The organism is Paraburkholderia sp. MM5482-R2, from assembly GCF_050436125.1.
Lineage (GTDB): Bacteria > Pseudomonadota > Gammaproteobacteria > Burkholderiales > Burkholderiaceae > Paraburkholderia > Paraburkholderia tuberum.
In genome coordinates, this window is sequence record NZ_JBNDLP010000004.1 from 1 (window position 1) to 18636 (window position 18636).

Here is an 18636-nt window from a genome sequence, read left to right on the forward strand (position 1 = left end):
CGAGAAAATGACGTCATCAGGGAAACTCCCTAGACGATTCATCGGACCGGCGATCGCGCTCCGCTCGCCCGCAGGATCATGCTCACCACTTCTTCCGTCGTAGCCTCGAAGCGCTTCGTCGAGAGCGCGCGTTTGCCCGAGAGCGCGCATATTTGAGCTTCGAAATCGGCGTAGTGCTGCGTGGTCGCCCAGATCATGAAGAGGAGCGTCCGGGGGTCGACGGGCGCGAGCAACCCTTTGGCTATCCATCGCTCGATCAGCTTCACGCGTGTGTCCATCCACGGCTTCACGCGTTCGAGCAGGATCTCTTGCATGTGCAGCGCCCCGCTGATTATTTCGTTGGCCCACACCTTCGATCCAAGTGGGCGGCGCCGTGACAGGGCCATCTTGGCGCGCACGTAGCCGCCAATCGCCGCGACCGGATCGTCGCTTGCATCGAACAGGTTGGCGGCGGCGTTCCATTCCTCGAACACATCGTCGAGTACGCGCCAGTACAGCGCCAGCTTGGTCGGGAAGTAATAGTGCAGATTCGCCTTCGGTAAACCCGCGCGCTCGGCGATCAGCGCCGTGCTCGCGCCTTCGAATCCGCGTTCGGCAAACACGGCTTCGGCACAGGCGAGTAGATGGGATTCATTCGACGCGCGAATGGAGGCTTTGCGCCGCTGTGGCTTGTGCGATGTGTCGGCGGCTCGTTGCGCCTGCACGGTGCCGCGCGTCGCGAGGGGCGCGGCTCGCGTGGTGGGTTCGTCGTCGCGCATGTTCGGTCCATTCGGAAGAGAAAAGGAGCGCGGCGGCCGCGCGCATGCCGGAATCATTGTAGCCACGATGCAAGTGCGCCGCGAATTCACCGACATCAGGAGAAACGCGCAGCACGGACGCCTGGTTTTTTCGCGCACTGCAGCATCAGTGGCACGCTTCTCGCTCGTAACTCCGCATTGAATTCGCGAAGTTTCTCGTCTAAAACCTGTCCAATCGGACAGGATTCGAAGGGCTGGGTTTCAGGGGCCGCGCAGTGCCATCGAGACGTGCACCGTCGTGATCCTTCGCGCCCAACACGGTGGCATGCATGCACGTTTGACGAGCACGGACAGGAGAACACGCATGAACGCAGTAAGCGAAGCCGCGCTGACGACCGCGATCCACGTGAACGGTCAGCGATTGTGGGACAGCCTGATGGAGATGGCCAGGATTGGCGCCACGCCCAAAGGCGGCGTGTGCCGTCTGGCGCTGACCGACCTCGACAAGCAGGGCCGCGATCTCATCGTGCAATGGGCGAAAGAGGCGCGCTGCACGATCAGTGTCGATCAGATGGGCAACGTGTTTATGCGCCGCGCGGGGCGCAACAACGACCTGCCGCCCGTGATGACCGGCTCGCACGCGGACTCGCAGCCAACCGGTGGGCGCTTCGACGGTATCTATGGGGTGCTCGGCGGCCTCGAAGTGATTCGCTCGCTCAACGATTACGGCATCGAAACCGAGCGCCCTGTTGAAACGGTGATCTGGACCAACGAAGAAGGCTCGCGCTTCGCGCCGGCGATGGTGGCCTCGGGCGTATTTGCGGGTGTGTTTGCGCTCGAGTACGGACTGTCGCGCAAGGACGTCGACGGCAAGACCATCGGCGAGGAATTGCAGCGCATCGGCTACGCGGGCGCGTTGCCGTGCGGCGGCCGCAAGATTCACGCGGCGTTCGAACTGCACATCGAACAGGGGCCGATACTCGAGGCCGAAAACAGGACGATCGGCGTGGTCACCGACGCGCAAGGTCAGCGCTGGTACGAAGTCGTGCTCACGGGCCAGGAGGCGCACGCGGGGCCTACGCCCATGCCGCGCCGCCGCGACGCGCTGCTGGGCGCCTCGCGCGTCGTGCAGCTCGTCAACGAAATCGGCCTGCGTCATGCGCCGCTCGCGTGCGCGACGGTCGGCATGATGCAGGTGCATCCGAATTCGCGCAACGTGATTCCGGGCCGCGTGTTCTTCACCATCGATTTTCGCCATCCGCAGGACGAGGTGCTGGCGCAGATGAACGCCGAGCTGCGCGAAGGCATCGCGAAGATCGCGGACCAGGGCAAGCTCGAAGCCGATGTCGAGCAGATTTTCTACTACGCGCCCGTGCCGTTCGACGAGGCGTGCGTGAAGTCCGTGCGCGCGGCGGCCGAGCGCTTCGGCTATTCGAATCGCGACATCGTTTCTGGCGCAGGTCACGACGCGTGCTATCTCGCGACGGTCGCGCCGACCTCGATGGTGTTCGTACCGTGCATCGACGGCATCAGCCACAACGAAGTCGAGGACGCGACGATCGAATGGATAGAAGCCGGCGCGAACGTGTTGCTGCACGCCATGCTCGAACGCGCGAACGAGCCCGGCTGACGCAATTTCGATCGAACGCAAGCGGTCTCAGCGCCGCGCTGTCTTTCCAACGATTCCCCACGTACCGGCCGCGCACGTCACGCACACGGCCGGCGGACCCGTGTCTTGCCTCGCAAGGAGCATCCGGATGTCCCAGACCACCTCGAATGCCGCCAACGGCATCGCGCCAGGCCGTCTCAGTGCCGAGCAACTGGGCTGCAATTTCGCCGACGTCGCGCCGCCGCTTTCCGCGAATGCGGCCGTGATCGCCGCCGACCGCTGTCATTATTGTTACGACGCGCCTTGCGTGAACGCGTGCCCCACGGGCATCGACATTCCCGGTTTCATCCGCAAGATCGGCAACGGCAATCTCAAGGGCGCGGCGCGCGATATCCTCAGCGCGAACCCGCTGGGCGGCATGTGCGCACGCGTGTGCCCGACCGAGATTCTCTGCGAAGGCGCCTGCGTGAGAAATCATCAGGATGGCGAGCCCGTTCAGATCGGCGCGCTGCAACGTCATGCCACGGACTTCCAGATGGCCCGCGAAGCCGCCGGTGCCCCTGCGCTCTTCAAGCGCGCCAGCGAGACAGGCCGTCATGTTGCCGTGGTCGGCGCGGGTCCCGCGGGTCTCGCCTGCGCGCACACGCTCGCGCTTGCCGGGCATCGCGTGAGCGTCTTCGACGCGCGCGAATATCCGGGCGGCCTGAACGAGTACGGCATAGCCGCGTACAAGACCGTCGACGACTACGCGCAGCGCGAAGTGCGGTGGCTTCTTTCCGTTGGCGGGATAGAACTGCGCCAGGGCCAGCGACTGGGGCATGACGTGACGCTTGCGGAGTTACGCGCGGCGTATGACGCGGTGTTCATCGGCGTGGGCCTTGGCGGCACGCATACGCTCTCCATCGAAGGCGAACTGCTCGACGGCGTGCTCGATGCCGTGGATTTCATCGCGCGCGTGCGCGAGGCCGACGATCTGGCCAGCGTGCCCGTCGGTCGCAAGGTGGTGGTGCTCGGAGGCGGCAATACGGCAATCGACGCCGCCGTGCAAAGCCGCAAGCTGGGCGCGGAGCAAGTGACGCTCGCCTATCGTCGCGGCGCGGCGCAGATGAGCGCCACCTGGGCCGAACTGGAATTCGCGCGTAGCCAGGGTGTGACGTTGGCCGAGTGGATGAAGCCGCTGCGAATCGTCGGCGACACGCAGGTGCGGGCCGTGGAATTCGAGCGCACCGGGCTCGATATGAGCGGCGCATTGCGCGGCACTGGGGAGCTCGTGCGCGTGGAGGCCGATATGGTGCTGAAGGCAATTGGCCAAACGCTGTTACCCGAAGGCCTCGACGGGTTGCAACTCACCGAGGAAGGCGGGCGCGTCGCGGTGGATGCGAACGGCGCCACGTCCCTTGCGGGCGTTTTCGCAGGCGGCGACTGTGCCGGCCACGGCGCCACCGATCTGACCGTCCAGGCCGTGCAGGACGGCAAGCTTGCCGCGCATGCGATCGACCGCTTCCTTGCGAATCAGTCCGCCAGGGCCGCCCGAGCCGCGTGATAGCTACACCGAATCCAGATAAAACGAAGGAGTCGCATCATGGCCGACTTGCGCTGCTCGATTGCCGGCATTCAATCGCCCAACCCGTTCTGGCTCGCTTCCGCGCCGCCCACCGACAAGGCCTACAACGTCAATCGCGCCTTCGAGGCGGGTTGGGGCGGCGTGGTCTGGAAGACGCTCGGGCTCGACCCGCACGTGGTGAACGTAAGCTCGCGCTATGGCGCCACCACCTGGCGCGGCCAGCGCATGGCGGGCCTGAACAACATCGAGCTCATCACCGACCGGCCGCTCGACGTGAACCTAAAGGAAATCGCGCAGGTGAAGCGGGACTGGCCCGACCGGGCGCTCATCGTCTCGCTGATGGTCCCTTGCAACGAGCACGACTGGAAGTGGATTCTGCCTCAGGTGGAAGACACTGGCGCGGACGCCGTGGAGCTGAATTTCGGCTGTCCGCACGGCATGAGCGAGCGCGGCATGGGCGCGGCGGTGGGTCAGGTGCCCGAGTACATCGAAATGGTCACCCGCTGGGTGAAGGAAGGCACGCGCTTGCCTTGCCTCGTGAAACTCACACCGAACGTCACCGACATTCGTCACGGCGCGCGCGCGGCGATGAAGGGTGGTGCGGACGGCGTCTCGCTGATCAACACCATCAATTCGATCGTCGGTGTCGATCTCGACGTGATGGCGCCGCTGCCCACCGTGGACGGCAAGGGCACGCATGGCGGCTATTGCGGTCCTGCCGCGAAGCCCATTGCACTGCACATGGTCGCGGAGATTGCGCGCGACCCGCAAACGCAAGGCTTGCCCATCTCTGGCATCGGGGGCATTTCCGACTGGCGCGACGCCGCGGAATTCATCGTGCTGGGAGCGGGCAGCGTGCAGGTATGCACCGCGGCGATGCACTACGGTTTCCGGATCGTCAGCGACATGATCGACGGCCTTTCCAACTGGATGGACGACAAAGGGTACGCCAGCCTCGACGCGATTCGCGGCCGCGCCGTGCCGAACGTCACCGACTGGCAATACCTGAACCTCAACTACGACATCAAGGCGCGTATCGATCAGGACCGCTGCATCGAGTGCGGGCTCTGCCATATCGCCTGCGAAGACACCTCGCATCAGGCGATCACCGCCACGCGCGACGGCAAGCGCCACTTCGAGGTGGTCGATGCGAACTGCGTCGGGTGCAATCTATGCATGCATGTTTGCCCGGTCGATCAATGCATCACGATGGAGCGTGTCGATTCGGGCGAGCGCTACGAGAACTGGACCACGCACCCGAACAACCCGGCGCGTGTCGCCGACCCGAAAGCCGCCTGACATTTCGAAGCCGGATCGAGCCGGACCCACGACAAGCACGGAGAACCCACCTCATGAGCCAGCCCTTTGCAGTCGACGCCAATGCGCGCCGCGCCGAAAGCGAGCTATACAACGATGATCTCGCGCCCACCGGCGTTGCGCAGCGCACATGGCGCTGGTATCACTTCGCGGCACTATGGGTAGGCATGGTGATGAACATTGCCTCCTACATGCTCGCCGCCGGCCTTACCGAGCAGGGCATGGCGCCATGGCAGGCCGTGCTAACCGTGCTGCTCGGCAATCTGATCGTGCTCATGCCGATGCTGCTGATCGGTCATGCGGGTACGAAGTACGGCATTCCTTATGCGGTGCTCGTGCGAGCGTCGTTCGGCACCCAGGGCGCGAAGCTGCCAGCCATGCTGCGCGCCGTCGTGGCGTGCGGCTGGTACGGCATTCAATCATGGCTTGGCGGCAGCGCCATCTACACGCTCGTCAACATCCTCACGCACAACGCGCTGGTGGGCGACGCACTGCCGTGGCTCGGCATTTCGATCGGACAGGCTAGCTGCTTCCTCGTCTTCTGGGTGTTCCAGCTGTACTTCATCCTGCACGGCACCGATTCGATCCGCTGGCTCGAAAGCTGGTCCGCGCCCATCAAGGTGGTGATGTGCGCAGTGCTCGTGTGGTGGGCATGTTCGAAGGCAGGCGGCGTGGGCTCGATGCTGTCGCAACCGTCGCAGTTCGCCGCCGGCGGCAAGAAGGCGGGCCTCTTCTGGGCGACGTTCTGGCCGAGCCTCACGGCCATGGTGGGTTTCTGGGCCACGCTCGCGCTCAACATTCCCGACTTCACGCGTTTCGCAAAAACGCAAAAAGACCAGTTCGTGGGCCAGGCCATCGGCCTGCCCATTCCGATGGCGTTGCTCTCGGTGGTCTCCGTGGTCGTGACCTCGGCAACGGTTGTGATTTACGGAAGGGCGATCTGGGACCCGATCGACCTCACGAGTCGCATGGAGGGCGTCGGTGTGGGCATCGCGCTCATCATCCTCACACTGGACACGATGTGCTGCAATCTCGCCGCGAATCTCGTCGGGCCAGCTTACGACTTCTCGAGCCTCTGGCCCAAGGGCATCTCGTACAAGACGGGCGGTCTCATCACCGCGGGTATCGCCATCGTGATGATGCCGTGGAAGATCCTTGCCACCACCCAGGGCTACATCTTCACGTGGCTCGTCGGTTATTCGGCGCTGCTTGGGCCTGTGGCCGGCATCCTGATGGTCGACTACTTTCTCGTTCGCAGCACACGCCTCGACACGGCCCAGCTATTCGAGGAAAACGGCGAATACGCCTACTCGAACGGCTGGAATCCGGCTGCCGTGATCGCGCTGATCGCAGGCGTGCTGCCGAACCTGCCGGGCTTTCTCAATGTCGCGTTCCCGAATGCGTTTGCCGCCGTGCCCGATGCGTTCAAAAGCATTTACACCTATGCGTGGTTCGTGGGGCTCGCCATTGCGGCGCTCGTCTATGGCGTGATGATGAAGCTCGGCAAGAGCCGGCGCCCACGTGTTGCGAGCGCGTGAGCGTTTCAAGCGTGAATGTTCAACTGAAGGAGACTTGGCATCATGGCGATCCTGATTCGAGGCGGCACCGTCGTCAATGCAGACAAGAGCTGGCGTGCGGACGTGCTCTGCGAAAACGGCGTGATCCAGAGCGTTGGCGAGAACCTCGATGCGCCTGCGGGCGCGACCGTGGTCGACGCCGGTGGCCAATACGTGATGCCTGGCGGCATCGATCCGCACACGCATATGGAGCTGCCCTTCATGGGCACGACCGCCAGCGACGACTTCTACACGGGCACGGCGGCGGGGCTTGCGGGCGGCACGACATCGATCATCGACTTCGTCATCCCCAACCCGAAGCAACCGCTGATGGACGCCTTTCGCGAGTGGCGCGGCTGGGCAGAGAAAGCCGCTTCCGACTATGGCTTTCACGTGGCGGTGACGTGGTGGGATGAAAGCGTGTATCGGGACATGGGGCTCCTCGTGAACGAGCATGGCGTATCGAGCTTCAAGCACTTCATGGCCTACAAGAACGCCATCATGGCCGACGACGAGATTCTCGTGAACAGCTTTGCGCGCTCACTCGAACTGGGCGCGCTGCCTACCGTGCATGCGGAAAACGGCGAGCTCGTATTCCAGTTGCAACGCCAGTTGCTTGCGCGCGGTTTCACGGGGCCCGAGGCGCATCCGCTTTCACGGCCACCCGAAGTCGAAGGCGAGGCAGCGAATCGCGCCATCCGCATCGCGCAGGTGCTCGGCGTGCCGGTGTACATCGTGCATGTCTCGGCGAAAGACGCGCTCGAGGCGATCGCGCGCGCACGCGGCGAAGGGCAGCGCGTATTCGGCGAAGTGCTCGCGGGGCATCTCGTGATCGATGAGTCGGTCTATCGCGACCCGGACTGGACGCGCGCCGCCGCCCACGTGATGAGTCCGCCGTTCCGTACCCAGGAGCATCGCGACGCGCTCTGGCGCGGGCTTCAGGGCGGCCTGCTGCACACCACCGCAACCGACCACTGCGTGTTCTGCGCTTCGCAGAAAGCCATGGGCCGCCATGATTTCACGAGAATTCCGAATGGTTGCGGCGGCGTGGAAGATCGCATGGCGGTGTTGTGGGATCAAGGTGTGAACACCGGCCGGCTCACGTCGAACGAATTTGTGCGCGTCACCTCCACCAATGCGGCGCAAATCTTCAACCTGTACCCGCGCAAGGGCACGGTGACCGTGGGTGCCGACGCCGATCTCGTCGTCTGGGATCCCGAGGCCACGCGCGCGATATCGGTCAAGACGCATCATCAGAACGTGGACTTCAACGTGTTCGAAGGGATGACGGTTCGCGGCGTGCCGACATACACCGTCTCACAAGGCGAACTCGTGTGGGCGGACGGCGACCTGCGCGCGCGGCGCGGAGCCGGGCGTTATCTGAAGCGGCCCGCGAATCCCGGCTATCTGCAGGCCTCGCGCCTCGCGAAGAGCCTGAAGCAGACGCAGCCGGTGCATCGCGAAGGTGACGCACCACAATAAACACGGCAACGCGTGGAGGCATTGCAGGGGATATCGGGGGCTCGACGCGACAGGATTCGCGTTGCGCCCCGGTAGTTCGAGTGCAAACCGGTCGGCGCTTTTTATCTGCGTCGGAGTTCGCCATCGAGCGATCAGATACAAGAACAGCGCGAGCCGGGGTGCGGTCATGGTTGAATGAGTAATCCGTATCTCGCGGTTAGTGTTTCCCGCGTTCCGCGATCCATGCGCTATCCGGTCGCTGTTCCAGTCAGCGATTCACAGGCCTGCCAGAGGCGTCTTGCATCGGTTCCGTTTCTTGCCTGACTGGCGACGTTCGCTGGTCCCACGTCTCGACCACGTGTTTCGAACAATCCGAGCGGACCATAGTAGCCGCCGTCGACGACATCGGCCGCGGTTGCGGCATACAGCGTGGAAAGCGCGCCGGTCTGGTCACTGTTGAACAAGATATCGATCAGTCCGCCTAGTGCAGAGCGGACGATCGGGCTTGCGGCAAAATGATCGGCACGGAACAGATTCGTATTGGCAACGCCGGGATGCGCGGCGACGGACATCACGCGCGATCGTGCGGCGCGCAACCGGCGATCGAGTTCGAACGCGAACATGAGGTTGGCGAGCTTCGACTGTCGATAGGCGGTCATCGGCCGGTAACGACGGGTTGCCTGAAGGTCGTCGAAGTCGAGCCGCCCGGTCTTGTGTGCGATAGAGGCAACCGTGACCACGCGCGGCCGCTCGGCAGACGCTCCTGCCGCCATCTCGAGCGCAGGCAACAGCAGGCGCGTCAGGGCGAAATGCCCGAGTACATTGGTGCCAAACTGCAATTCGAAGCCGTCGACCGTTTCGAGGCGTCGGCGGGGCGCCATGACGCCCGCATTGTTGATGAGGATGTCGAGCGGCCGGCATTGCGCGAGTTCGCGATCGCAAAAGGCGCGCACCGAAGCAAGGCTTGCGAGATCCAGTCGTTGAAGCCGCAATCGGGCGGCGGGCAGTTCCCTCTGCAGACGGGACAGGGCATCGGCGCCGCGCTGTTCGTCACGGCAGGCGAGTACGACTTCCGCGCCTGTGCGAGCCAGTATTGCAGCGACGTGATAGCCGATGCCGCTGTTAGCCCCCGTGATGATGACGCGTCTGCCGTGCTGAGGCGTGATGTCGTCGATGCTCCATTGTTTGTTCTGGTTCATTGGCGATTGTCGAGGGAAGGCCGTTAGCGGGAGAGAATGCTGATTAGCATACCCGTTGCACGCGCGCCGCATGTGCTGGACATTTTCGGGTTTCGCACGGGTCCGGCGGCTTCCTGAGTCGGGCGCGCAGCGCGCGCATGCAATGCGTGTGAAACGCAAGGCGGCCGTCCTGACCCGTTACATCAGCCGAAGCACGATTCTCTGAAGGAGGGAGGGCAGGTCGCGTCGAGCGTCGACCATGAGATGAACGAAAACGGTCTCGTCGCGGACCTGATAAATGATCCGGTTCTTGCCGGAAAGGCCTTGCCGGAAACCGTCCTCGAAGAAGCCCTCAAGCTCGGCAGGCGCATGACCGCTAGCGGGGGACTGGCCAATGTGCGTGATCGTCTCCTGCAGTTGCGTCGATGTCTGACGCCACATTTCCCATCCGAATGTGCGGACAACATAGCTTCTGAGTTCGTCAATGCCGATCCGCGCCGTCGGGAGGATGCGGTATTTCAGCAGCGGTGCCGCCATCAGCGGAGCTTTTCCTGACGATCGAGCTCGTTGAGTTCCGCAAAGAACTCGTCGCCATCGACGTGATCCCCGCGCTCGATGTGCTTCTGGCCGATAGCCAGGATTTTCAGGAGCGCGAGGGTCTGCTGCGTCGATTCGTAGCTTCGCACATCCTGGACGACGAGCTTCGCTTCACCGTTCTGCGTGATGATGAGCGGCTCTCCCGAATCAGTCAGGTCCTTGACGATTCGCGCCGCTTCGCTTTTGAGGTAGCTGATTGGCTTCACATGATCGGCGAGATGCATCAAGCGCTCCGGTGAGGTTCACATAGGACCAAATTTAAACCATTAACGTCCGGCGGCGATCTCCGGTGCGTCCATGTGCAGCTAGATTTGACATAATGTAATTTATCAACATTTTTGATGTCAGAGCTTTTTAGAAATGTCCGGTTCTGGCTCATTAGAAATGTCCGGTTTCCTGCTCCGGGCTGGCTGCTGTGGCGCATGCTGCGGCATCACCGTCAGCCCGGAGCCAGACCATGAACGGACGTGGATTCATCACGATCAGCATGCACGAGCTCGAGCGCGTGAAGATCATCGAGGCGGTCGTCCAGCATCGCCTGACGGGCGTACTGGCGGCTGAACGACTGCAGCTGTGTGAGCGTCAGGTCAGCCGGCTCGTGCGGCGCTACGAGGCGGCGGGACCGGCCGGGCTGGTTTCAGCGCGGCGTGGACAGCCCAGCAACCGCGAACTGCCGGTGGATGTCCGTGCGCGGGCCATGGCGCTGGTGCGCGAACGCTATGCCGATTTCGGGCCGACGCTGGCCTGCGAGAAGCTGGCCGATTGTCATGGCGTGGTGCTGGCGAAGAAAACCGTGCGACGCTGGATGCGCGATGCGGGCCTGTGGATTCCGCGCAAGCAGCGGCCGCCGAAGCTTCACCAGCCGAGAAACCGGCGGGCATGCCTGGGCGAACTGGTGCAGATCGACGGCAGTGATCACCGGTGGTTTGAGGAACGCGCGCCAGCGTGCACGCTGCTGGTGTTCATCGACGATGCAACAGGCCGGCTGATGGCACTGCACTTTACGGCGACCGATCGACCTTCAGCTACTTCGAGGCGATGCGCGCGTACCTTGAACAGCATGGCAAGCCGGTGGCGCTGTACAGCGACAGGGCCAGCGTCTTCCATTGCAACAGCCATTCGGCGACGCCTGGCAAGGGTGTGACGCAGTTTGGCCGCGCGCTGTACGAGCTCAATGTGGATACGTTCTGCGCCAGTAGCAGCCAGGCGAAGGGCCGTGTCGAGCGCGCCAACCTGACGTTGCAGGACCGGCTGGTCAAGGAGTTACGGCTTCGCGGGATCAGCACGAAGGAGGCGGCCAACGCTTACGCGCCCCACTTCATCGCCGACTTCAATGGTCGGTTTGGCAAGATGCCGCGGAGCACGTTCGATGCGCACCGGCCGCTGCGGGTGGATGACGATCTCGATCTGATCCTGACGGTTCGTGTGCCGCGGCGCGTGTCGAAGGTGCTGACGGTGCAGTACGACCGGGTGATCTGGCTGCTGGAGGATACGGTGGCGAACCGCCGCCTGATTCACCGTTATCTGGATGTGTTCGAGTATCCGGATGGGCGCATCGAGATCCGGGTGAATGGCGCTGCCCTGCCCTGTGTGCCGTATGACCGGCTCTCGGAGATCGATCAGGCGGCGGTGGTCGATCACAAGCGGCTGGGCCACACGTTGCAGATGGCGCAGGTCATTCAGGCGCAGCGTGATGACCGGCGGGCGTCGGGCTCGCCATCGAGGACCAATCAGGGCGAAGCGCCGCGGCCGAAGGAGCGCAAGGTGGGCACCCGCACGCAGCGCGAGCTGACCCGGGCGCAGTTGAATGAAGCGATTCTGGCAACTGCCGGAATGCGGGTTGGCTCGGTGCTCAAAAGCCCCCTAACATAGAGATTTCTGAACCTCAAAACCGGACATTTCTAAAAAGTCGCAACCCGGACATTTCTATCTGGCCTCGACATGATGTGTCAGGGCTTTTTAGAAATGTCGCGTTTCCGCTAAATTGAAATGTCGTGTTTGCGGGTTCAGGCTGGTGGCCAGCATTCCTTAAGGAGCGCCGGCCATGAACGCATCTGGGACGATCACGATGACGATGCGCGAACTGGACAGGTACAAAGTGATTCAGGATGTTGCCGATGGCGTGCTCAGACCGTGGCGGGCTGCGAAGCGACTTGGGCTGACGACGCGGCAAATCCGTCGTCTTGTCGGCCGGCTGCGTGAACACGGACCGCAAGGACTCGTGTCAGGTCGGCGCGCCATGGCCAGCGCAAACGGTGAGCTGGTCACACTGTACAGGGAGATCAGACGGGACATCCTCGACCTGCAGAAGGAACCAGGCTGAGGGTGCCAGTGCCGTCGAGCGGCTCGCGCGCGATCTCGAGGCAGTGTTTCCCAACATGCGCGGGTTCTCGCCCGGCGGCCTCAAATACATGCGTACATGCGCGCGCAAGCCTTTCGCCGTTGGGAATTTGTGCAACAGCCCGTTGCATAAATACCGTGCTCGCACGCTGCCACACTTCTCGACAAGCTAGACGGCGCAGCTCGGCGACTCTGGTATGCCCGCCTGAGATAGCGGGAATGTCCTGCCCCGGCGTGTCTACCGTCCAGAATAATCAGTAAGCGCCCAGGAGGCGATCCAGCGCGGCCGTGATCCGGTCACGGTGTTCGACAAGCGAACCGGTCTTCGGCCCCAGTTCGCTTAAGGGCACGGCCGCGACAAACGCCGGATGCAGGATGCACCGGATGCCGCCGATATCGAATGATGGCGTGAAGTCCGCCGGGAGCTTCCCGGGCGGAAAAGCATCAGCCTGAATCAGCGGTACGACGACGCGGATCGACAGACCTTCTAGAAAGTCGCTTTGCACGTCGACAAGATACGGTGTACTGGCGCGGCCTCTACCGCTGTTGGCATAGACGTCGAATCGCGCCATCAGAACATCCGGTATTGCGCCAAAGGAAGTCCGTTCTCTTCGACCCACTGGTTCGTGTGCCTGATGAACTCGGCGTGTTCATGCGAACCACCCGGCAAATGAGCATCACGCTTCCGAACGAAATGGCCGAGGAAATCCGCAGGCGCGTCCGGAGCGGTGAAACGCGACGGAGTCAGAAGTCATCCACGACGGCCTGCCCGAACTCGCTTTACGTGAACGTGCTATCGAGGCCCGGTTGCGCGATTCGGTCGGGCTGGTCGCTGCCGCACTTGAAGCTGTGTGGTCTTTGCGCCGGACGCATGCGATCAACTGGCGAGTTGGAGGCAGCAATCGCGACCGCAGGCGCCCCACGGAAGGCGGCCGAATACGTCGACGCCATCGTCACACTCTGCGAGCTCGATACCCTCCCCGCGGCCGTGCTGTGATCGCATACCGCGTTTTGGGCGAGACGGTCGCGATGCTCGGCGTCTACTATGGCGGGCAGGGACTACGCGGCCAGGTCTCAGCCGAATCTTGATGACCCCGCCTGGCCGCGCGGCTGACACGGCCAAGAGCCCGGTCGCCCATGTCTTACCCCTCGGACAGCAACGGACGAGGCGACGAACGACGGCAACCTGTCACGCCCAGAGTGGGACGATCTCACGCGCGAAGAGTTGCGGGCAGAACTCGCCCGTCTGCAGGCCGAAAACAGCCGGCTCGCTGCCATGCTGCGAGCCATCGTGCCCGGTACCAGGCAACCCGGGGCAAGCGATCCCGCGTAATGCCTCGCCGGCTGTGCAAAATGCAGGCACTTCCTCGCTTTCCCCACTTCCCCACTACAGAAAGTGCAACTTTTCCGGAGGCTTTTCCGCGGCCGAACTGACGTCTATCCGCTTCGGTGGGAAAGCCGCAATTCCGGAAAATCCGGTTACGCGCCGGTGTGCGCGAACGAGTGGCGCGCGTGCATCTGCGAAAAGCCCCGCATCCGCTGCGCGGACTGCACGCATCGGCTGCTGCTGTCACCGACGATCAGGTCTTCGATGCGCATCTTTCCGGCGATCGTACCGTGGGCCTTTACCCGCTAATGGCGGACGGTACCTGTTACCTGCTCGCCGTCGACTTCGACGAGGAGAGTTGGCGGGACGATGCGATGGCGTTCCGGCAGTTGAGCGGCCTCACGTGTGCCTCTCTATGCACGTCAAAAGCGCTATCCTCGATAGCTACAATGCGTAGCATGCCCGCTCTTCTGCTCATCACGTGGATTTCTGATCGATCGAAGCAAAGATATGGAGTGAGATGCGATGGCAAATCTGCTTGAATCGAATCCGGCTCCGGGCGCACCTGGCAATCCGCTGAACTGGAGCCGCGCGGACAAAGACGCCGTCGGAACGGCGTACTCGCTGTCGAGCCAGGTCTGGTACACGACAGCAGGCGGCATCCTCACGGAAATCTACTTCCCGGATGTCGACACCCCTCAGGTACGAGACTTCCAGCTGATCATTACCGACGGGTCGACCTTCTATCACGACGCGCAGAAGGACTTCGACCATCGATGCGAATGGCCGGAGCCGCCCGCCTTATCCTGCCGGCTCACATCCCAGGCGAAAGGGCAACCCTACACCGTCGTGCAGGACGTGATCGCCGAGAAGGGTTCGGCTTGCGTGCTGGTTCGCACGACACTGCAGGGGGACCAGGATTTCCTTAACACACTGCACGTCTATGCCTTGTTGACGCCTCACATGGCGGGATACGGCGCTGGCAACACCGCGCATCGCGTCAGCACCGCAAATGGCGATCGCCTGGTCGCGACGCGTGACCATTACTGGCTCGCGCTGGGCGCCGACTGCGGCTTCGGCACGACGAGTTGCGGCTTCGTGGGAGTGAACGATGGCTGGACCGACATCCTCGCAAACAAGCGCTTGCCGGTCTGGAACTACGACGCAGCAAAGGACGGATACGTCGCCGTGACGGCAGAGATCAACCGCGCAGGGCAGAATCAATTCGTTCTGGCACTGGCGTTTTGCGTCGACGAACCGACGCCGATTACGCAGAGCACGCCCAACAAGGCGCTGACCGCCGTATCCGAGGCGCTGGCCTACCCCTTCGACGGACCCGCCGACCCATACAGCCACAAGCAAGCGTTCATCCAGGGATGGAACGACGCTGTTCGCGACCCGTTCCAGCCCAAGGCGAACATAACGGGCGATGGCAATGCGCTTTTCAACATGAGCCGCAACGTGTTGCTCGCGCATGAGGACAAGACGGCCGACGGCGCACTGGTGGCTTCATTGAGCATCCCGTGGGGACAGACGATGCGGGACCTCGCTGCCGGCTACCACATGGTCTGGCCGCGTGACATGTGCCAAAGCGCACTCGCGCTGCTGGCCGCGGGCGCGCAGGATGCGCCCCTACGCGGGCTGATGTTTCTCGCTGCGTCGCAATTGGCGGATGGTAGCTTTCCGCAAAAGTTTTTCATTGACGGCGAGCCTTGGCGGGACAATGCCTCGCAGCTCGACGAATATTCCTTTCCAATCATTCTGGCCTATCACTTGAGCGAAGCCGGTCTGCTGCGTCAGTTCGATCCCACCGGCATGGTGCTGGCCGCAGCAGGCGCATTGATCAAGAACGGCCCCATGACTCAGCAGGAACGATGGGAAGAACTCGAAGGATACTCCCCTTCGACACTGGCATCGAACATCGCGGCGCTAGTCTGTGCGGCTACTAAATGGGCGGACGCCAGCACCGCCCAGTTCCTGCTCGAATACGCGGATTTTCTGGAATCGCATCTAGAGACATGGTGCGTCGCTGCGGAAGGCTCACCGGTTCCGGGCGTGACGCAGCACTACGTTCGAATCTTGCCGACGCATGTCAATGGCGTCTTTAATTTTCCAGAAGATCCAGATAGCGCCCAAGTAACCGTCTGGAACAAAGACTACAACGCAAACACCATCGTGGACGCGGGTTTTCTCGAACTGGTGCGCTATGGCATTCGGGCCGCGAACGATCCGATCATCGTCAACTCGGTCAAGGTAGTCGATGCAGTAATCAGAAAAATTCTGCCGCAGGGGCCTGCCTTTTACCGATACAACCACGACGGTTATGGTCAAGGCAATCTCGGCGAGGACTGGTACGACGGCGCTACCTTCGGCGTTGGTCGACCCTGGCCGCTGCTCACTGGCGAACGCGGCCATTACGAATTGGCCGCCGGTGGCGACCCCACCCCCTACATCCGCGCTCTCGAGGCGTTCGCCGGAACGCGCGCTCTGCTTCCCGAGCAAGTGTGGGATCTGCCCGATCTGGCAGACCCGCCCTTCGTGACTGGCGGGCCGACTGGCTCTGCCATGCCGCTTGCGTGGGCCCACGCCGAATACATCAAGCTCGTTCGCTCCGCTTCGGACGGTCAGGTCTTTAACCACCTGAAAGTCGTCGCCGATCGTTATCAGTCTCAGCCCGGCCAGGCGCCGCGCGCTCGCAGCAATATCGAAATCTGGAACTTCAACCGCCCGCTGCCGTCGATTCCGGCCGCCACGACAATTCGGATCCCTTTGGCTGCGCCTTTCCGCCTGCGCTGGACGATCGATGACTGGGCCACGTCGGAGGACAGCGAAGCCACCGCAACGGCGCTCGGCATCTACTACGTCGATCTGGTCACGCAAGCAGCCCAGGCCGGTTCATCGCTTGCATTCACCTTCTTCTGGACCTCGAGTCAGACGTGGCAAGGGCAGAATTTTTCCGTCGCCCTCCAATCCTAAGCGATGCGTCGCCAACGGCAGACAATTGCTTCCGTCATGGAGAAACACACGACTTCATCTAAGCCGTCCATGATCTCCATGACGCTGGAGAAACGCACGTAGGTACGCGGGTCATCGAACTGTTTGGTATTCCCTTTGACGAGCAGCAGGTCCCAAGCGGGCTCGGTGATGTCGAGGGCCAGATAGAACGCGCCGATGTGCGCGATGAAGTTGCGGGCGCTGGCCAGCCGGTTAAACCACTTCACGCCCTGAGTCAGTCCGTCAAGCGTTTCGAGGGGCCTCGCCGTCTCCGTCCAGGAGCACAGCGCTCATTCGCCGAGTAACTTTGCTGGACATACTCCGCCGCGCATCCGGTCGCCCATAGTCCACCGAACGACTGACGCGTGGAACGGGTGAACGACGCGGTGACGCTCAGGCGCGCAATCAATTAGGCCAGCGCGGTCCAAAATGCTTACGTTACCGGGAGGGGATTCAAAAATTCCCCGTCGGCTCAGCAATGGCCAATTGTGCGCGGTTATTCCTGATCGCAATGCACCTTGAAGTGCGTTAGCACGGCGGCCCCAAACGCATTGCTTATCGCAACATCGGCGGCGTCGCGACCGTATGCCATCAAAACGCGCCCGATGCGTGGTGCGTTGTTACGCGGATCGAAGGTTTGCCAGCTACCCCCTACGTAGGCCTCAAACCACGCCGCGAAATCCATTGGCGCTGCGACGGGGGGCAAACCGACATCGCTGATATAACCGGTGCAGTAGCGAGCCGGAATATTCATGGCGCGGCATAGCGTGATGCCCAGATGGGCGAAGTCCCGGCAGACGCCTCTTCGTTCGCGGTAAACGTCCGCTGCGGTTTTGGTCGGCCGCGCGTGCCGGTAATCAAATGCGATATGCCGGTGCACGAAGTCGCAGATTGCGAGAACAGTCTCGCGGCCCGGCGCGCACTGTCCAAAAACCTTCCACGCGACGTCGACCATCAAATCGGTTTCACAATAGCGGCTGCCCAACAGGAAAACGAGCGTATCGTCGGGCAACTGCTCGACTGGATGGCCCCGACCGTCTTTCGGACGCGTTTCCATCGCATTTGGCACATTCAGAAGCGCGGTCGTGCTCAAGCCAACCCGCCCGGCGGGCGCGATTATCCGCGTGCACAGGTTGCCGAACAAGTCGCGGTACTGCCTCGTCGCCACCGGCGGATCGGTAACGAGGAGATCTGCCTCGACAATATCCTTTGCATGCGAAAAGTGCGTGTTCAGCATCAGCATCATCGGCGTCGGTTGTGAGCACTCGTACGACAGTTCGTATCCGACGCGAAGCTTCATATATTTATCCTGTTCGTCTGATCCCGGAGGTTGGGGCTGGCAACTCAAAGGCGTGCGGCCCGAGACAGCCACAACAGATGATCCCACGACGCCGGGCGTCACGCTCGCATTCAAAAACAATCGCCGCTACCTGGCCTGAGCGGCCCTATGGTCTGTTGAAATGAAATGAACGCCGTCTCCCGGTGAGAGATTGGGCCTGACGCCAATGCTCTCAACGGCGACGACCGTCGTGCGTGCGACGTCGAACGCAGCTAGTGACCGTACTCGGCGGGACGAGTGAGTGTGTCGAGGCGGCGAAACAGGAATGGAATCAGCCAGTCGGGCCAAGCAGCAGGTCGATTGCGGCTTGACCGGCGACTTCCCCAACCAGGTAGGCCCATCGTTCAGTAAAAGGGCCGTTGCGCAGCGCGATCCGGCCCCCCCGCGCGCCGAGCACTTCGAGGTTGGTACCGCCTTTGATCTGGACAGTCACGTTGAACGTGTCCTCCGCAGCCGGAGTCAACTCGACGTGAATCTCGAAGCCACGATAGGTGATCACTCGTTGCATGAAAGCCTCCATGTCGTTATCGGAGACTAACACGCGAACGTTGCATGGTTCATCCGGCTACAGGCGCTGATCCCGTACGAGGTCGGTAACCGGCGTCGTAATTCTGCTT

At 62.4% G+C, this 18636-nt stretch carries 15 protein-coding genes and 3 pseudogenes; 9 read left to right on the forward strand and 9 right to left on the reverse strand.

What is annotated here, in order from left to right:
• Positions 1-38: 38 nt before the first annotated feature.
• Positions 39-758 (reverse strand): TetR/AcrR family transcriptional regulator, encoded by a 720-nt coding sequence (locus OKW37_RS36065; protein ID WP_429402432.1) that lies wholly within the window; start codon positions 756-758, stop codon positions 39-41.
• 343 nt (positions 759-1101) lie between these two features.
• On the opposite strand from OKW37_RS36065, the gene OKW37_RS36070 reads away from it, so the two are divergent.
• From OKW37_RS36070 to hydA, 5 genes are all read left to right on the forward strand, one after another.
• A complete protein-coding gene (locus tag OKW37_RS36070) occupies positions 1102-2367 on the forward strand; it encodes a Zn-dependent hydrolase (RefSeq protein WP_429510084.1) in 1266 nt (421 codons plus the stop codon).
• A gap of 127 nt (positions 2368-2494) precedes the next feature.
• The gene (locus OKW37_RS36075; RefSeq protein WP_429402431.1) at positions 2495-3889 is read left to right on the forward strand and encodes an NAD(P)-dependent oxidoreductase; all 1395 of its coding nucleotides are present in this window, start codon (positions 2495-2497) and stop codon (positions 3887-3889) included.
• 39 nt (positions 3890-3928) lie between these two features.
• The gene (preA, locus tag OKW37_RS36080) at positions 3929-5209 is read left to right on the forward strand and encodes an NAD-dependent dihydropyrimidine dehydrogenase subunit PreA (RefSeq protein ID WP_429402430.1); all 1281 of its coding nucleotides are present in this window, start codon (positions 3929-3931) and stop codon (positions 5207-5209) included.
• 53 nt (positions 5210-5262) lie between these two features.
• The gene (locus OKW37_RS36085) at positions 5263-6765 is read left to right on the forward strand and encodes an NCS1 family nucleobase:cation symporter-1 (RefSeq protein ID WP_090811229.1); all 1503 of its coding nucleotides are present in this window, start codon (positions 5263-5265) and stop codon (positions 6763-6765) included.
• A gap of 42 nt (positions 6766-6807) precedes the next feature.
• Positions 6808-8265: a dihydropyrimidinase gene (gene hydA, locus OKW37_RS36090; RefSeq protein ID WP_429402429.1), complete on the forward strand. Its 1458-nt coding sequence runs from the start codon at positions 6808-6810 to the stop codon at positions 8263-8265.
• 227 nt (positions 8266-8492) lie between these two features.
• On the opposite strand, the gene OKW37_RS36095 is transcribed toward hydA, so the two are convergent.
• Genes OKW37_RS36095 through OKW37_RS36105 form a run of 3 tightly spaced genes read right to left on the reverse strand, consistent with a single transcriptional unit; the run spans position 8493 to position 10243 of the window.
• The gene (locus tag OKW37_RS36095) at positions 8493-9602 is read right to left on the reverse strand and encodes an oxidoreductase (protein WP_429510086.1); all 1110 of its coding nucleotides are present in this window, start codon (positions 9600-9602) and stop codon (positions 8493-8495) included.
• 18 nt (positions 9603-9620) lie between these two features.
• Positions 9621-9959 (reverse strand): type II toxin-antitoxin system RelE/ParE family toxin, encoded by a 339-nt coding sequence (locus tag OKW37_RS36100; RefSeq protein WP_429402427.1) that lies wholly within the window; start codon positions 9957-9959, stop codon positions 9621-9623.
• Complete coding sequence (locus OKW37_RS36105) at positions 9959-10243, reverse strand: type II toxin-antitoxin system Phd/YefM family antitoxin (RefSeq protein ID WP_429402426.1); 285 nt, start codon at positions 10241-10243, stop codon at positions 9959-9961. The genes OKW37_RS36100 and OKW37_RS36105 overlap by 1 nt, the downstream gene beginning before the upstream one ends.
• A 233-nt stretch (positions 10244-10476) precedes the next feature.
• On the opposite strand from OKW37_RS36105, the pseudogene OKW37_RS36110 reads away from it, so the two are divergent.
• Positions 10477-11891, forward strand: a pseudogene (locus OKW37_RS36110) (ISNCY family transposase).
• 172 nt (positions 11892-12063) lie between these two features.
• Positions 12064-12273: pseudogene (locus OKW37_RS36115) on the forward strand (helix-turn-helix domain-containing protein); the annotation flags it as partial.
• A gap of 340 nt (positions 12274-12613) precedes the next feature.
• Here OKW37_RS36115 and OKW37_RS36120 read toward each other — a convergent pair.
• Both OKW37_RS36120 and OKW37_RS36125 read right to left on the reverse strand, forming a co-directional pair.
• Positions 12614-12931: a CcdB family protein gene (locus OKW37_RS36120; RefSeq protein ID WP_184058713.1), complete on the reverse strand. Its 318-nt coding sequence runs from the start codon at positions 12929-12931 to the stop codon at positions 12614-12616.
• On the reverse strand, positions 12931-13029 hold the full coding sequence (locus tag OKW37_RS36125) for a type II toxin-antitoxin system CcdA family antitoxin (RefSeq protein ID WP_260331844.1): 99 nt from the start codon (positions 13027-13029) through the stop codon (positions 12931-12933). The genes OKW37_RS36120 and OKW37_RS36125 overlap by 1 nt, the downstream gene beginning before the upstream one ends.
• A 726-nt stretch (positions 13030-13755) precedes the next feature.
• On the opposite strand from OKW37_RS36125, the pseudogene OKW37_RS36130 reads away from it, so the two are divergent.
• Positions 13756-14228 (forward strand): annotated as a pseudogene (locus OKW37_RS36130) (TOTE conflict system archaeo-eukaryotic primase domain-containing protein).
• The gene (locus OKW37_RS36135; protein WP_429402425.1) at positions 14212-16662 is read left to right on the forward strand and encodes a glycoside hydrolase family 15 protein; all 2451 of its coding nucleotides are present in this window, start codon (positions 14212-14214) and stop codon (positions 16660-16662) included. Before OKW37_RS36130 ends, OKW37_RS36135 begins: the two are co-directional and overlap by 17 nt.
• On the opposite strand, the gene OKW37_RS36140 is transcribed toward OKW37_RS36135, so the two are convergent.
• The 3 genes from OKW37_RS36140 to OKW37_RS36150 all read right to left on the reverse strand — a co-directional run bounded on the left by OKW37_RS36140 (position 16659) and on the right by OKW37_RS36150 (position 18527).
• Positions 16659-16907: a hypothetical protein gene (locus tag OKW37_RS36140; RefSeq protein ID WP_429354969.1), complete on the reverse strand. Its 249-nt coding sequence runs from the start codon at positions 16905-16907 to the stop codon at positions 16659-16661. The two genes, OKW37_RS36135 and OKW37_RS36140, sit on opposite strands and share 4 nt — an antisense overlap.
• Before the next feature lie 269 nt (positions 16908-17176).
• Entirely contained in the window at positions 17177-17980 is an 804-nt protein-coding gene (locus tag OKW37_RS36145; protein WP_090811454.1) for a transglutaminase-like domain-containing protein, read from the reverse strand.
• Positions 17981-18290: 310 nt separating this feature from the next.
• Entirely contained in the window at positions 18291-18527 is a 237-nt protein-coding gene (locus OKW37_RS36150) for a hypothetical protein (RefSeq protein WP_184058717.1), read from the reverse strand.
• Between the last annotated feature and the right edge of the window lie 109 nt (positions 18528-18636).

Coding starts and splice junctions, on each gene's coding strand:
- OKW37_RS36065 (WP_429402432.1), bottom strand. CDS start 758: ATGCGCGACGACGAACCCACCACGCGAGCCGCGCCCCTCGCGACGCGC.
- OKW37_RS36070 (WP_429510084.1), top strand. CDS start 1,102: ATGAACGCAGTAAGCGAAGCCGCGCTGACGACCGCGATCCACGTGAAC.
- OKW37_RS36075 (WP_429402431.1), top strand. CDS start 2,495: ATGTCCCAGACCACCTCGAATGCCGCCAACGGCATCGCGCCAGGCCGT.
- preA (WP_429402430.1), top strand. CDS start 3,929: ATGGCCGACTTGCGCTGCTCGATTGCCGGCATTCAATCGCCCAACCCG.
- OKW37_RS36085 (WP_090811229.1), top strand. CDS start 5,263: ATGAGCCAGCCCTTTGCAGTCGACGCCAATGCGCGCCGCGCCGAAAGC.
- hydA (WP_429402429.1), top strand. CDS start 6,808: ATGGCGATCCTGATTCGAGGCGGCACCGTCGTCAATGCAGACAAGAGC.
- OKW37_RS36100 (WP_429402427.1), bottom strand. CDS start 9,959: ATGGCGGCACCGCTGCTGAAATACCGCATCCTCCCGACGGCGCGGATC.
- OKW37_RS36105 (WP_429402426.1), bottom strand. CDS start 10,243: ATGCATCTCGCCGATCATGTGAAGCCAATCAGCTACCTCAAAAGCGAA.
- OKW37_RS36120 (WP_184058713.1), bottom strand. CDS start 12,931: ATGGCGCGATTCGACGTCTATGCCAACAGCGGTAGAGGCCGCGCCAGT.
- OKW37_RS36135 (WP_429402425.1), top strand. CDS start 14,212: ATGGCAAATCTGCTTGAATCGAATCCGGCTCCGGGCGCACCTGGCAAT.
- OKW37_RS36145 (WP_090811454.1), bottom strand. CDS start 17,980: ATGAAGCTTCGCGTCGGATACGAACTGTCGTACGAGTGCTCACAACCG.
- OKW37_RS36150 (WP_184058717.1), bottom strand. CDS start 18,527: ATGCAACGAGTGATCACCTATCGTGGCTTCGAGATTCACGTCGAGTTG.